The 14,019-nt window shown below is 54.2% G+C and carries 11 protein-coding genes, 1 tRNA gene and 1 pseudogene; 8 read left to right on the forward strand and 5 right to left on the reverse strand.

The window, feature by feature from the left end; translation table 11 throughout:
- Position 1: 1 nt before the first annotated feature.
- Positions 2–74, forward strand: a tRNA-Glu gene (locus SIB80_RS09570).
- 129 nt (positions 75–203) lie between these two features.
- Here SIB80_RS09570 and SIB80_RS09575 read toward each other — a convergent pair.
- Positions 204–776: an SRPBCC family protein gene (locus SIB80_RS09575; protein WP_074160151.1), complete on the reverse strand. Its 573-nt coding sequence runs from the start codon at positions 774–776 to the stop codon at positions 204–206.
- 171 nt (positions 777–947) lie between these two features.
- Between SIB80_RS09575 and SIB80_RS09580 the strand changes: the two genes are divergently transcribed.
- From SIB80_RS09580 to SIB80_RS09605, 6 genes are all read left to right on the forward strand, one after another.
- Positions 948–2,048, forward strand: a complete 1,101-nt coding sequence (locus SIB80_RS09580) for an FAD-binding oxidoreductase (protein ID WP_063419934.1) — start codon at positions 948–950, stop codon at positions 2,046–2,048.
- 171 nt (positions 2,049–2,219) lie between these two features.
- The gene (zwf, locus tag SIB80_RS09585; protein ID WP_063419932.1) at positions 2,220–3,743 is read left to right on the forward strand and encodes a glucose-6-phosphate dehydrogenase; all 1,524 of its coding nucleotides are present in this window, start codon (positions 2,220–2,222) and stop codon (positions 3,741–3,743) included.
- Positions 3,744–3,784: 41 nt separating this feature from the next.
- Entirely contained in the window at positions 3,785–5,074 is a 1,290-nt protein-coding gene (locus SIB80_RS09590) for a glucose-6-phosphate dehydrogenase assembly protein OpcA (protein ID WP_063419930.1), read from the forward strand.
- Between the two features lie 30 nt (positions 5,075–5,104).
- Positions 5,105–6,532 (forward strand): cobyrinate a,c-diamide synthase, encoded by a 1,428-nt coding sequence (locus tag SIB80_RS09595; protein WP_063419928.1) that lies wholly within the window; start codon positions 5,105–5,107, stop codon positions 6,530–6,532.
- Positions 6,533–6,601: 69 nt separating this feature from the next.
- Positions 6,602–7,192, forward strand: coding sequence for a histidine phosphatase family protein (locus SIB80_RS09600; protein WP_063419926.1), 591 nt, complete (start codon positions 6,602–6,604; stop codon positions 7,190–7,192).
- A 79-nt stretch (positions 7,193–7,271) separates the two neighbouring features.
- Positions 7,272–7,961, forward strand: a complete 690-nt coding sequence (locus SIB80_RS09605; RefSeq protein WP_011130478.1) for a GAP family protein — start codon at positions 7,272–7,274, stop codon at positions 7,959–7,961.
- Here the strand turns inward: SIB80_RS09605 and SIB80_RS09610 are convergent.
- From SIB80_RS09610 to folD, 4 genes are read right to left on the reverse strand one after another with little or no spacing between them, the layout of a single operon-like run.
- Positions 7,936–9,411: an ATP-dependent DNA helicase gene (locus tag SIB80_RS09610; protein ID WP_063419924.1), complete on the reverse strand. Its 1,476-nt coding sequence runs from the start codon at positions 9,409–9,411 to the stop codon at positions 7,936–7,938. The genes SIB80_RS09605 and SIB80_RS09610 overlap by 26 nt on opposite strands.
- Positions 9,408–9,920: a divergent PAP2 family protein gene (locus SIB80_RS09615; RefSeq protein WP_063419922.1), complete on the reverse strand. Its 513-nt coding sequence runs from the start codon at positions 9,918–9,920 to the stop codon at positions 9,408–9,410. The genes SIB80_RS09610 and SIB80_RS09615 overlap by 4 nt, the downstream gene beginning before the upstream one ends.
- Positions 9,917–10,819, reverse strand: a complete 903-nt coding sequence (gene crtE, locus SIB80_RS09620; protein WP_205909604.1) for a geranylgeranyl diphosphate synthase CrtE — start codon at positions 10,817–10,819, stop codon at positions 9,917–9,919. The genes SIB80_RS09615 and crtE overlap by 4 nt, the downstream gene beginning before the upstream one ends.
- Before the next feature lie 42 nt (positions 10,820–10,861).
- Positions 10,862–11,770 (reverse strand): bifunctional methylenetetrahydrofolate dehydrogenase/methenyltetrahydrofolate cyclohydrolase FolD, encoded by a 909-nt coding sequence (gene folD / locus SIB80_RS09625; RefSeq protein WP_063419918.1) that lies wholly within the window; start codon positions 11,768–11,770, stop codon positions 10,862–10,864.
- A 178-nt stretch (positions 11,771–11,948) separates the two neighbouring features.
- Here folD and SIB80_RS09630 point away from each other — a divergent pair.
- Positions 11,949–13,703: pseudogene (locus SIB80_RS09630) on the forward strand (HDIG domain-containing metalloprotein); the annotation flags it as partial.
- Positions 13,704–14,019: the final 316 nt, after the last annotated feature.

Genomic DNA, 14,019 nt, shown 5'->3' on the forward strand with positions numbered 1-14,019 from the left:
CGCCCCCATCGTCTAGAGGCCTAGGACACCTCCCTTTCACGGAGGCGACAGGGGTTCGAATCCCCTTGGGGGTATCAGCTGATAACGGATTGAGCTTGCTAAAGGTGGGTTCTATTCCCAAAAGCAATGACCTTTTTCGTAGACCCTTAGCTCGAACAATTTAAACAAACGCTGCTCAAGATCATCTGCATATTTTGAGATGTTCAAACCAAGGACTGGCGACGCAAGCCCTCCATCTCCACTGCAAGTAGATTTGCAGTGAGATCATCTCTCAATCGCTGTTCAATCAAGGCAACTGGCATACCAATGCAGCCCTGAACAGTGAGCTCGTAGAGAAGGGAAGTTGACGTTCCCTCAGCCAGCTCGCGCATGATCCAATTTCCCTCAAAACGTCTGAAGTCCCCTTTAAGCAAATGGAACTGCAACTGGCCCTCAGATCGATATTCCACCAACTCCAACTGAACCTGAGCTGAAAACCTCAGCCCCAGCAACTGTTGAGAACCCACCTGGTTCAGCCGCACTCGATTGCCAGTGCGTTCCAACACTGTGCTGCTGGCAAGGTTTGGGATGAATTCACTAAGTTTGTCGTAATCGGTCAGAACGTCCCATAACACAGACTCTTTGATCGGCGTTCTCAACTGGACCGCCAGTCGTCGCGCCCCATGAGGCAAGCGTTCCATCGTCTGCTCGATGGCCTGTCGCTTCACAGAGACCGACTCTGGTGAGGCTATGAGCACGGAACCCGAACGTGGTTGAAGATCCTGGATAGGTACCACAAGAAGAGGCTGTGCTCAAGACGCCTCAGAATACCGAAAGAATTCAATGACCGTTGAGCCAATGCCCAGAGACTGAGCTGTGCCAATCGCTAAACGTAACCCGAAAACACGGATGAGTATGCGTACCATCACACCTTCTAAGGTATTCTCGCCGTCACGCTCTTGCTCTTGATGGCTTTCAACCAAACTGAAGTAGTTCTCGGTGGAATCGCCCATATCCCTCTTGTTATTGGCGCTTTCTACGTTGTCAAAGCACTCTTTTACCGAGGCCAAGACGGAGAGTTAGCTCCTTTTAGCTTTTCTTACCGCCAAGCAGCTCAAAGAAAATCATCATCGACAACCACCTCAACCGAAAAGCCAGATACCAAAAGCCCACCCGCTCAAACAGCGATACCCATTAACCTTTACAAGCCGAAGGCACCCTTTGAAGGGACTGTTCTAGAGAACTACAGCCTGGTCAAAGAAGGTGCTGTTGGCAGGGTCAATCACATCACTTTCAACCTGGCCGGGAGTGATCCCCATCTCAGTTATGTAGAAGGCCAGAGCATTGGCATCATTCCTGCTGGTACAGACGCCAACGGCAAGCCCCATAAGCTCCGCTTGTATTCCATTGCCAGCACCCGCCATGGCGACAACCTAGAGGGCAAAACAGTCTCTTTATGTGTTCGTCAGCTCCAATACGAGCTAGACGGCAAAACGATCGACGGTGTCTGCTCGACCTATCTCTGCGACATCAAGCCTGGAGCCAAAACGAAGATCACCGGACCGGTAGGCAAAGAAATGCTTCTACCTGATGATGAAGAGGCCAACGTCATCATGTTGGCCACCGGAACCGGCATCGCTCCAATGCGTGCCTATCTTCGCCGCATGTTTGAGCCCACTGAGCGCTCCAAGAATGGCTGGAAATTCCGTGGCAAAGCCTGGCTCTTCATGGGAGCTCCCTACACAGCCAATCTGCTTTATGACGAAGACTTTGAGCGTTATCTCAGAGAGTTTCCCGACAACTTCATCTATACCAAGGCCATCAGCCGTGAACAGCAGAATCCTAAAGGCGGCAGGATGTATATCCAAGACAGGGTGATGGAGTATTCCGATCAGATCTTCAAAATGATTGAGAACCCCAAAACCCATGTTTATATGTGCGGCCTCAAGGGCATGGAGCCTGGCATCGACGAAGCCATGACCGCAGCAGCAACTGCTAAGGGGATCGATTGGTCAGAGTTACGACCCCAGCTGAAGAAAGCTCATCGCTGGCACGTGGAAACCTATTAATCCTGCACTCTCCAGGTTTTTTAACCTGATAAAAAGACCCACCCATTTGGGCGGGTCTTTTTATGCTTCCTCAAATTTTTTTGGGCATACGACGACAAACCATGCCGGGATGGTCTGGAGCACTTTGAATTCACAGATCCTTGATTACCCGTCAGAAGAGGTCTGTGTTCCATGAGCACCACGATCACCAACCCCTTACGGGTTGGACTACGTCAAGAGCGGGTTATCGCTCCGCAGTGCCTAGTCATCTTTGGTGCAAGTGGCGACCTGACCCACCGAAAATTGGTTCCAGCCCTTTTCGAGCTATACAAACAACGGCGGCTACCGAGTGAATTCGCCCTACTTGGCTGCGCGCGACGTCCTTGGAGCAACGAAATATTTCGCCAAAAAATGGCTGAAGCCCTCGGCGAGACTATCAACGAAAACCAGCTTGCTTGGGATCAATTCGCCGCTGGCCTTTTTTACGAACCTGTCGATCTACAGAAGCCAGAAGACCTCATCAAACTCAGCCATCGGCTGGAAGAGATTGATCGACTCCGCGCCACCCGCAGCAATCGCACCTTCTATCTTTCGGTGTCACCAAAGTTCTACGGCAGTGGCTGCAAAGCTCTTGCTAATGCCGGTCTTCTAAGCGATCCAAAACGCAGTCGAGTGGTCATCGAAAAACCATTCGGGCGTGATTACGCCAGTGCTCAGTCTTTAAATCAAATTGTCCAAAGCTGTGGCCAAGAGAATCAAATCTTCCGCATCGACCACTACCTCGGCAAAGAAACAGTCCAGAACATCCTTGTGCTGCGATTCGCAAATACCATCTTTGAACCAATCTGGAACCGGAATTACATCTCCAGCGTTCAAATCACAGCCGCTGAAACCGTAGGTGTTGAAGAACGAGCCAACTACTACGAATCGTCAGGGGCCCTGCGCGACATGGTGCAAAACCATCTCACCCAGATGCTGGCCATCACCACGATGGAACCGCCAGGGCGCTTTGACCCTGAGGCAATCCGCAATGAAAAAGCCAAGGTTTTGCTAGCGGCTCGCCTAGCGGATGAGTTGGAACCTTGGAACTGCTGCATCCGTGGCCAGTACGCACCTGGCGGCACCAAGGAAGCTCCGATAGCAGGCTACCGACAGGAGCCCGGTGTCGATCCCAACAGCACCACCGAGACCTATGTAGCGATGAAACTTTTCATCGACAACTGGCGCTGGCAGGGAGTGCCCTTTTACGTTCGCACTGGCAAACGACTGGCAAAGCGTCTTAGTGAAGTGGTTCTCACCTTTCGAGAAGCACCCGTGCACCTTTTCGATGCCGCTGGCGGCAGCCCTACAGCAAACCAACTCATCCTGCGAATCCAACCGGATGAAGGAGCCGAGTGGCGCTTTGAGGTGAAGTCACCTGGTTCAGGCATGCGCAGCCGACCAGTAGAGATGGAATTCTCCTATGACGAATCCTTCGGTGAGCCATCCGATGAGGGATACGTCCGACTTTTGGCCGATGCCATGCTCAGTGACCCAACTTTATTCACCCGCAGTGATGAGGTTGAAGCAGCGTGGCGCCTTTACACCCCTCTCCTGGAACTAATTGAAGACAGCCCATGGCAATTGCCCATTCATCCCTATGAATCACGTACCTGGGGGCCCGCTGCTGCCGATACCCTGCTTGCCAATGACGGATTGCTCTGGCGCCGACCCTGATCCCGCCTGGCTTATCTCATCTTGATTACTCAGCTCTATCCATGTCCCCCCAGCTCACGCTTCAGAGCCCTCTGCAACTCCCTCCTAGTGAGGTCCCTAGCTATCTCGAGCAGCTCTGGTTAAACGATCAACCTGGCAACACAGGCGCCAAAACATTCTCCCTGCTGGTTTGGCAGCCGGCCTGGGTCGAACAGCAGCTGGTTAGAACCGGCCAGATTGATGGCCCGATCATTGGATCGCAGAGCCAAGAGCTGATCCAAGCTGCCCGCCAAGCCGTTACCGAAGGCGATCTACCCCACAGCACACCTCCTCTGGATTCAAGTGTTGCAGGAGTCCTTGCCAATCGCAAAGGCAATCAACATGGCGAGGATTTACGTGGGCAACACATTGATGCTGCCATCAGTGCCTTAGAACCCCGACGCCTGATCACACTGGCACCAACCCTCGAGAAGGGGCAGGACCTCGAGACACTCGTGGCTGCCTATTGCCCATTACCAGAAGAAGGAGGAGGAAATAGCGCCTGCGGAGATGTGGTGGTGCTTCGCGGTGACCATCACGCCCTAACAGATGGGCTGGGAATCCTTCAACCTCTACTACCTACAGAACTGCCCTCCTGGGTCTGGTGGAACGGCAGCCTGGACGAAGCCCCCGAGTTGCTCGAGCGGCTGGCTGTGACCCCACGGCGCCTGGTGATCGATACAGCACTAGGAGATCCCCATCGCTGCATTGAGCTGCTCAAGGCCCATGTGGAAGCAGGCCGAGCGGTGAATGATCTGAATTGGTTAAGGCTGCGCACTTGGCGAGAACACCTCGCAATGGTGTTTGACCCACCACACCGCCGCAATGCCCTTAGTCATGTTGATCAGCTCGAAATCGACGTTGAGGGTCATCACCCCGTCCAGGGGCTGTTGTTAGCCGCCTGGATCGCCGATCGACTGGGATGGCAATTACAAGCCACCCAGACAATAAAAGGGGAAGGCATTGCTGCCGAATTCCGCCGAACCGATGGCACCACTGTTCAGTTTCGCCTTATGCCTGTACCCATGGGGCAACCGAGCATTCATCCTGGCCAGATCGTGGGGGTCAGGTTGATCTGCAAGCCAGATGCACAACTCGAACATGCCGTTTGCGTGATTCTCTGTGCCGAATCTGGCGGCTGCATGAGACTCGAAGCAGGTGGCATGGCCAGCATGGAGCTGATTGAAGAAGTCGTCCCAATGCAGGTCGCCTCTGTAGAGATGGATGTAGCCAGACTCCTCGCTGGTGGCCATAACACCACCACCCCCCTGCTTGCCGCTGCAGCCCCCCTTGCTGCCAAGCTGCTTAGCTAAGGCGAAGCCCTTTTTCAGCCGCCACCCGTAATGGCCTGTGTGATTGCTGCCCCAGCCAGTGGCACTGGAAAAACCTTACTAAGCCTCACCCTCACAGCCTGGGCACGCAGCCGTGATCTAAGCCTCCAACCATTCAAGGTGGGGCCCGACTATCTCGACCCGCAACAACTAACAGTTGCTTCCGGTAGACCCTGTCGAAACCTTGACCTACTGCTCTGTGGCCCCGACTGGGTGCAAAACAGCTTTCATGGCTTTGGTGCAGCTGCCGACCTTGCGCTGGTGGAAGGCGTCATGGGCCTATTCGATGGTGTCGGCACATCGCAGCAAGGCAGTACTGCTGCCGTAGCTCGTCATCTGCAACTACCAGTCGTGCTTGTCGTGGATGCAAGCGGCCAAGCAGGCTCCCTAGCGGCCCTTGTTAAAGGCTTCCGAGACCACGATCCACAACTGACTCTGGCCGGGGTGGTGTTGAACCGGGTCAACAGCAATCGCCACAAAGAATTACTGAAAGAAGTCCTCAACAGCATTGAGGTGAAATTGCTCGGTTGCTTGCCCCGAGATCCTGAACTCAATCTTCCCAGCAGACATCTCGGCCTTGCTCCAGCCCATGAGCTTGAGCGATTGGAAGCTCGACTACAAGCCTGGAGTGCCCTCGCAGAGACTCATCTCGATCTAACGAGCTTCAAAACGTTGCTCCGCGCGCCTACCCCGGCAATAGATCCAATTGATGCCCTGCTTGGAGAAAAGAGCATCCAATCACCACAACCACTACGGCCTGTAGCAGTCGCTCAAGACGATGCCTTTCACTTTCGCTATCCAGAAACCAAAGATTGCCTTGAAGCTCTTGGGATGCCAGTCCTGCCCTGGAAACCACTGGAGGATGAACCCCTACCTGCACAAGCGAAAGGTGTGATCCTTCCAGGCGGCTTCCCCGAACAATATGCGGCGAGTCTTAGTCAATGTGATCGCAGCATGGCTGACCTACGAGCCTGGTATGGACGGCGCCCGATTTATGCCGAATGTGGCGGGATGCTTCTGCTTGGACAGACCCTCACTGATCTGGAAGGACAAGCCCATCCAATGACAGGCCTACTTCCTTTTCATGCCAAAAAAGGCTCCCTTCAAGTGGGTTATCGCAGCCTTGATGGCACAGAAGACAGTCTTGTTGTTCGCAAAGGTGATCGACTGATGGGCCATGAATTCCACCGCTGGGAACTCCACCCCACGGGCCCTAACAATGGCTTAAAAAAACCTCTTGATCGACCACACAAGATCAACAAGCCAAGCTCTCTATGGCAAGTTCAAGGGTGGCGGGTGCCGCAACACAAAGAAGGATGGAGCCATCAGACATTGCATGCCAGCTGGGTGCACCTCCACTGGGCGAGCTGCTCAATGATCTCCCGTCGATGGCGAGCCGCACTCGAGCCGCAATCAATCCCAGCAACAAGTGATTTCTGAACAGCACAAACCCAGGAAGACATCATTTGAAGATGCTCGTCAAAATTCAGCCAGCAGCAACCGTCCTGCATGACATCTCGTCAACTTTGGATCATCCGCCATGGGGCTACCGAATGGGCACTCCAAGGCCGCCATACCGGTAGCACCAACCTCCCCTTGCTACCCCAAGGGGAAGAAGAGGCGAAGGCTCTTGCTCCTGTGCTCAAAGGCGTGAGATTTGCCGCTGTGTTGTCATCTCCCCTGCAACGAGCCATGCGCACCTGTGCGCTGGCTGAGCTTGAAATGCCCGCTGAAATCCTGCCGGAGCTGATCGAGTGGAACTACGGAAACTATGAAGGCATCACCACAGCAGAGATCCGTCAAACCGTTCCTGAGTGGACCATTTGGGACCAAGGTTGTCCTGGTGGCGAGCACGCTACTGCCGTGCAAGAGCGTTGTGAACGAATCATTGAACATGCCCTCGGCACCTCAAACAACGGTGACATCGTTCTCTTCGCCCATGGACATATCTTGCGAGCCCTAACTGGCACCTGGCTAGGCCTTGGAGCCGCAGCCGGACGACTGTTCAGACTCGATACCGGCAGCATTTGCATTCTTGGTTTCGAAAGAGAACAGCGCGTGATCACACGCTGGAATGCCCTTTGCAGTGGCAAGTTCTAAATCGAACAACGAAAGGTTCTTGCGCCAAGGTTGACCATTGATCATGAGCGAATATTGACAAGCTCACCTGATCGCCTCAATGGCTGACACCACCCTATGGGCCGAACTATTGGCCTTTGGCACCGGCTTAGCTCTCTCGCCGATCCATTTAGGTGTCCTACTTCTCCTACTGCTAGGGCCTAAACCGATTCAGCGGGGAAGTTGGTTCGTTACTGGCTGGATCGTAACCACTCTGGTCACCGTCATCCTGCTACTGACTGTGGGCCACAGCTTGGTGTTGGACATGACCCAAGGCTCTCATCATCGAACAGCTCTCGACCTTCTTGGCGGAGGAGCTTTGATCTCGTTGGGATTAAAGGAGCTCTTGCGTTCGTTTGCTGCAGGAGAAGAGCAACCAGCCTGGACCCATACGATCGAACGATTTATCAATTTGCCGCTGCCGCTTTTGATCGCCGTTGGTGCGCTAACAGAACTCATCAGCCCAGATGACCTCTTCCTATTTGCCAAGACTTCAGCCGTGGTACTAGCCGCAAGCCTCCCCAGCTGGCAAGAAATCGTTGGCTTGGTGTTTTTCACATTTGGCTCGAGCCTGCTGCTACTGATCCCCCTAGTCGCCGTGATCATTGGCAGAGAACGCGTGATTCCCTTGCTGCAATCTGGCAAACAACTTTTATTTGCCAAAGGTGACTTAATCGTTGGTGGGGTGAGTTTTGCTCTAGGTGCCTACCTTGGTTGGCAAGGAATCAGCGGTCTGACGATTGTGATCTGAGTTGATCCAACCAGCGACCTTGTGAGGCGGCGGCTCCTGTTTTCCCCACAAGCCACACACCTGTACGGGCACGACTAACAGCCACATAAACCAGTTGCCGTCTCAAGCTGAGATCTTGAGGCCAGAAAACATCACCAGCAACAAACACCTCCCCGAAGCTGCTCCCCTGGCTGCGATGGACGGTAAGAACCGCCGCAGGCCCCAATGATGCGAAGGCATCTCGAAGCAGAAAAAAACGCCGCCACAAAGAGCGACCATCCCTTTTGCCCGCCGCTTTTGCCTCAACCCTGAGCCTTTGCAACGTGGTATCGAGCAAACGTCTGCCCTCAGAACCAACTGGCGGCTGCAAACGCAACTCCAAATCAAGCTCACCTGCACGAACTTTGGCCGTCAGGGTGTCAACCACCGGCACAGACCAATCACTTTGTCCTTCTAAACCAAACTCTGCAAGGTCACAGCGTTCCGGAGTGACGTCACGGACAACCACCTCTCGGTTTGATCCGAGCACCATGTCGGGTTCCTCGCCAGTCTCGGCACCACTACGAGAAGCCGGAGCCATGACTGCTTTGCGTGCAATCAAGACCTCTCCGGGGAGTACCGGCAACTGATCGGCCATATCACCATGAATCGCCCGCCTTGCATGGGGAACCAATTGCTCCAAGCTGCGATTCGTGTAGCAAAGAATCCTTGCTGCATCAGGATTATCCTGAGTCGCCGCGGATTGCAAGGCAGCCTGAGCTCGCTTCAGCCAGTTGTTTTGATCCATGCATCCAACCTGGCCCAGCTCATCCTCAATCAAGGGAAAGCATGGCGGGGACTGACAGGGCAAGCTGCCATCGCGAAGACGACTCGCTAATCGCAACACAGGGCCCTGATGACGCACCACCTGCTGCAATGTTGCTGTACAGGCTCTATGCATCGAAAACACAGGACTTTGAGCCTCACCGATAGGAGGCAGTTGAGCAGGATCGCCTACAAAAACGAGACGTGTCCGAAAGGGGTGGGCACACTGCAGAGCAAGACCAAGCAGGGTGCTGTCAATCATCGAAGATTCATCGATCAGAACCAGGCCCAATTGCTCTAGAGACTGGGCCGTTTGCTCTGTTGACTCACACAGCTCAAGATCACCCTGCCGCTTCAATTTCAGGCGAAGCAGCCGATGAATCGTGGAGGGATACCAGGTGGGCCTGAGGCCTTCAAGGTCCAAAGCCTGACGAAGCACACCAACAGCCTTGTGAGTTGGCGCAACAACTGTCCAACACAGTCCAGCGTCCTCAACCTGACGCAACAATCGCATTGAAAGAAACGTCTTACCACTTCCGGCGAAACCACTCAGAACAAAGGGATTGCCATGATTCGCATCATCCAACCAAGAACTGAACGCTTCGGCAGCCTGCTGCTGATCTGCGGTGAGCTCAACAGTCGCAGGATCTAAAGAAGACTGCGTCACCCCAATGTAATACCCAATAACTGGCTGAGATGGAGTGGAGAACCAACAAAAACCAATCCCGGTAAAGCCACTGCAGGGCCGATCAAACTGCCCACTAACACTTCAAAACGAGTGTGACCAAGGCTTTCCTTAAGCTGTTTTTCTGGTGGAGTGGGCCAGGTCTCCACAGGCAAAAGATTCACCCGTGCTGCGGTAAATCCCGCAGCACGTCTAATCCCACTGGCGTCATACATGACCACAAAAGCCACAGTGGCTGCAAGAGCAAATCCTGAATGATCAAAACCCATCTCCCATCCCACACCTGCTGCTGTACCAGTTACAAGGGCCGAATGGCTCGAAGGCATGCCACCCGTTTCAAGAAGCACTGCAGGTCGCCAGCGACGATAAAAAATTAACTCCACAATCAGCTTGGAAAGCTGAGCCAAGCCACAAGCGGCAAGCCCCCAAGCCAATACAGCATTATCTAAAAGTCCAAGCCACGCTGATGGGGAAGAATCGCTGACAATCATCGATCGCGGCTGGTGATGTAATCGGCTAGTGCAAGCAAAGGTGCAGCAGAAGCTTGCCAAGGCTCTAGTGCTGCCTTGGCTTCGCTCACAAGGAGCTCTGCACGCCGGCGGGATTCCTCTAGACCCAACAATTTGGGATATGTGGTCTTATCGGCAAGCAGATCCTTGCCAGCAGTTTTGCCAAGAACATCGCTACTCGCCGTTACATCAAGGATGTCATCAATGATCTGAAACGCCAAACCAATCCCTCTGGCATAGATGCGTAGCGCATCAATCAAATCGTCTTCTGCTCCACCAATCAACGCTCCACAGATCACACAAGCACTCAGCAAGGCCCCGGTCTTATGGAGATGAATGAACTCCAAAGTCTCCAGATCCACCTCTTTGCCCTCACTCTCCAGATCTACAACCTGCCCCCCCACTAAACCAGGAGCACCAGCAACCAGCGAAAGCTCGCCAACAACCTTCAACAGCCGCTCAGGCGCTACACCCTGGCTGCGCAAGGCAACCATCTCAAAGGAACGTGTAAGCAACGCATCACCCGCGAGGATGGCAACGGCGTCTCCATACACCTTGTGATTGGTGGGACGACCGCGGCGTAGATCGTCGTTATCCATGGCGGGGAGATCGTCATGAATCAGCGACATCGTGTGAATCATTTCCAAAGCCACTGCTGTCGGCAGAGCCTGTGCCGGTTCACCTCCAGCAAGTTCGCAAGCTGCCAGGCAAAGGATGGGGCGTAAACGCTTACCACCCGCCAAAAGGGAGTAGCGCATGGCCTCCCTGAGTTGCTCAGGGCGCTCAGGGCCAAGCGAATCATCCAAAGCCTCTTCAACGCTGGCTTTGGCCGCAGCCAAATAAGCAGGGAAGTCGAAGAAGGTGCTGACCGCCGCCGCCATGAACCTTGTCTCGTTCATGGGATTCTCTCAGGCCAACCAGTCTCAAACAAGCAAATCTCTCAGGCCGAAGGGCAAACCGCAATGCTGCTGCCATCTAGCCACGGTATTCACCAAGAGCATGGTCACGGTCATCGGACCTACACCACCAGGAACAGGGGTCAATGCACTTGCTAAAGGTTCAACTTCTTGCTTTCGTACATCTCCACACAACCTGGCCTTGGCTTGCGTCCCTAGTTCAGGATCTGCGGGAAGGCGATGAATGCCAACATCGACAACCACTGCTCCTGGCTTGACATGCTCTGAGCCAATCATTTGTGGCTGCCCTGCCGCTACCACCAACACATCGGCCTGCTGAGTTAACGAGGCCAGATCACCGGTATGAGAATGGGCCACGCTCACGGTGGCATTTGCAGCCTGAAGCATCAATGCCATTGGTTGGCCTACCAGGATGCTGCGCCCAATCACAACAGCCCTTTTCCCTTCCAAAGAAATCTGATGGCGTGCCAACAAGGCCATCACACCGGCAGGGGTACAACTGCGCGGCCCAGGTTCACCTTTCAACAATCGGCCAAGGTTGAGGGTATGCAGACCATCGGCATCCTTCTCGGGATCAATCGCAGCAAGCAAAGGCCCTTCATCAAGGCCCTTTGGCAAAGGCAATTGCAAAAGAATTCCGTCCACTCGCTCATCGATGTTTAAGGCCTGGATCGTGGCCAAAACCTTTGCAGCTGAAACCGTTTCCGGCAAATGAGTTAGATGGCTGGCCACGCCAATACGCCCACAAGCTTTCTGCTTGTTGGCCACATACACCCCACTCGCGGGGTCGTCCCCAATACGCAATACAGCCAACCCTGGCGGCCTTCCGGCTTGCACCAAGCCAGCCGCAATTTCAGCTTGGAGACGCTGCTCCAATTCTGCGGCCAGTTTTTTGCCATCAAGCCTAAGGGCCATTCACCGATCCGATGCTTCCCCAAGCATGCACGCAGAAGAGAGCTAGCGTTTAGGACAAGTGCCAGCTTCTGTGGTCCGTCTTCCAACCTTAAACAGGCTCTGGCAGAGCTGGTTACGCAGCGAGTCGCCGCGGCGTCCGGTGCTCCGCTGGTCGATGCCCCACAAGGCTGCGCTCCTGATGAGTTGCTTTGCTGTAGCAATCATCTCTAGCTGGCCCTGGTTGTTTCAACCGAATTTGAGCCCAGGACTTCCAGCTCCATTTGAGGCGCGAGCTCCCAGGGATGCTCGCGTCGTTGACAGTGAAGCTCACGAACAAAGGCGATCTCAGCTCGTACAGAGCACCTTTGTGCAAGTGATCGATCAACAAGAAACAACCCGACTCAAACAACGGCTAGAGCGCAATCTCGCTGAGCTAGAACGTGTTGCACGCAACAGTGATGCAGGACGGATAGGGCCTGTCAATCTCAGCGCCGAAGAACAAATCTGGCTCCAAGCGCGCTCCCAACAAGAACGAAAACGCTGGGATATGGCCATCCGCCGTGCCTCAGAACGCATGCTCAGTCAAGGACTGAACAATCTCGCCCTTGAGCAGCTACAAGAGGCGGCCGCAATTCAATTAGCCGACCGAGGGGAGCAGAACGGTCCTGCGAGAAGCCTTAGCAGCAAGCTGCTCGCCAGCACCTATCAAGGCAGTAGCAATCTGCGCACAGATCCAGCCCTCAGCCAACGCCTCATTGAAGAGCTGATCACCAAACAAGACATTCCAATCATTGAAGTCCGCCGCGGCGATCTGATCACGAGCAAAGGAGAACCCATCAGCCCAAGGGCCTATGCCGTTTTAAATCACTTCGCTCTTGTCAGTCGAGGCCCAGAATGGGGTCCTTTGCTCAGCCGATTCAGTACAGCCCTTGCCGGCTGTGGCGTGATGCTGCTGATCATGCGACGGGAACGTCCCTGCCTAGAAGCACGTCATGGCCTACTGGCAGTGGGATTGCTATTGGTCACTCAGGCCAGCAAGCTCTGGTTCGTTCCTACTGTGAGCCCCCTAGCCGTAATCGTTCCGCCGACACTCCTGCTCGCCCAAGGTCTTGGTACAACCTGTGGCTTGGCTTGGATGGCGGTAGAGAGCCTGCTATGGCCTATGCCAGTCAACGGCCTTGGCGAAGGCCGAATGATCATTGCCTGTGCAATCGCTGCAGTGGCAGCTATATATAGCCGCCGTCTTCGGAGCAGAGCACAGCTGCTGCAAATGGCATTTTTGTTGCCCTTAGGAGCCCTACTGGCTGAGTGGCTGCTCCTGAGTGCCGGCGGCAGCGGGGCCTGGGGTCGATTTGCACCCAATGGCAATGAACTTCTCTCAGAAGCACTGCTAATGGGGATCTTGCTGATGCTAGCGATCCTACTGATCCCAATTTTGGAGACCTCTTTTGGCCTGCTCACCAGAGCCCGCTTGATGGAACTAGCCGATCAAGAGCGTCCCCTTCTGCGCCGCCTCTCCTCAGAAGCTCCAGGGACTTTCGAACACACATTAATGATCTGCGGACTTGCAGAGGAAGGGGCCAGAGCAATCGGTGCCGATGTAGACCTGATCCGAACCGGTGCCTTGTACCACGATGTTGGCAAGCTCCACTCTCCTCAGTGGTTTATCGAGAATCAGGTCGAAGGAGAAAAAAACCCTCACGATCAACTGAACAATCCCTTCGCCAGCGCAGAGGTCCTTCAAGCCCATGTGGATGAGGGATTAAAACTTGCCCGTCGCTACCGCCTACCGCGCCGAGTAGCGGACTTCATCCCTGAGCATCAAGGCACCTTGAAGATGGGGTATTTCCTTCATCGCGCAAGAGAACTGGACCCCTCCGTTGCCGAAAATAACTTCCGCTACCGCGGACCGATACCTCGTTCCCGCGAGACCGGAATTTTAATGCTGGCCGACGGCTGTGAAGCATGCCTTCGATCCCTACCACCGAACACCTCTGATCGCGAGGCACACTCCACCGTGAAGAGGATTATTGAGGACCGGCAACGCGATGGCCAACTGAATAAAAGCAGCCTCAGCCGAGCCGAAGTAGAACTCGTTGTGCGAGCTTTCGTACGCGTCTGGCGACGCATGCGCCATCGCCGCATCCCTTACCCGATACCTGCACAAAAGGCTTTCCCCGATTAAAGGCACTGTCTAATTTTCTGGACATTCATCTATTTCAGCAACAACCAAGAAAGACCTATCTACATTTATGAAGCTGTACTTTTCT

It is taken from the genome of Prochlorococcus sp. MIT 1327 (assembly GCF_047304785.1).
Lineage (GTDB): Bacteria > Cyanobacteriota > Cyanobacteriia > PCC-6307 > Cyanobiaceae > Prochlorococcus > Prochlorococcus marinus_D.

Bases quoted from the DNA above. Each gene is read 5' to 3' on its own strand.
- crtE (WP_205909604.1), bottom strand. From the start codon at position 10,819: ATGGCGGCGGCGGTCAGCACCTTCTTCGACTTCCCTGCTTATTTGGCT.
- SIB80_RS09605 (WP_011130478.1), top strand. From the start codon at position 7,272: ATGGCTGACACCACCCTATGGGCCGAACTATTGGCCTTTGGCACCGGC.
- zwf (WP_063419932.1), top strand. From the start codon at position 2,220: ATGAGCACCACGATCACCAACCCCTTACGGGTTGGACTACGTCAAGAG.
- SIB80_RS09595 (WP_063419928.1), top strand. From the start codon at position 5,105: ATGGCCTGTGTGATTGCTGCCCCAGCCAGTGGCACTGGAAAAACCTTA.
- SIB80_RS09580 (WP_063419934.1), top strand. From the start codon at position 948: ATGGCTTTCAACCAAACTGAAGTAGTTCTCGGTGGAATCGCCCATATC.
- SIB80_RS09600 (WP_063419926.1), top strand. From the start codon at position 6,602: ATGACATCTCGTCAACTTTGGATCATCCGCCATGGGGCTACCGAATGG.
- folD (WP_063419918.1), bottom strand. From the start codon at position 11,770: ATGGCCCTTAGGCTTGATGGCAAAAAACTGGCCGCAGAATTGGAGCAG.
- SIB80_RS09590 (WP_063419930.1), top strand. From the start codon at position 3,785: ATGTCCCCCCAGCTCACGCTTCAGAGCCCTCTGCAACTCCCTCCTAGT.
- SIB80_RS09615 (WP_063419922.1), bottom strand. From the start codon at position 9,920: ATGATTGTCAGCGATTCTTCCCCATCAGCGTGGCTTGGACTTTTAGAT.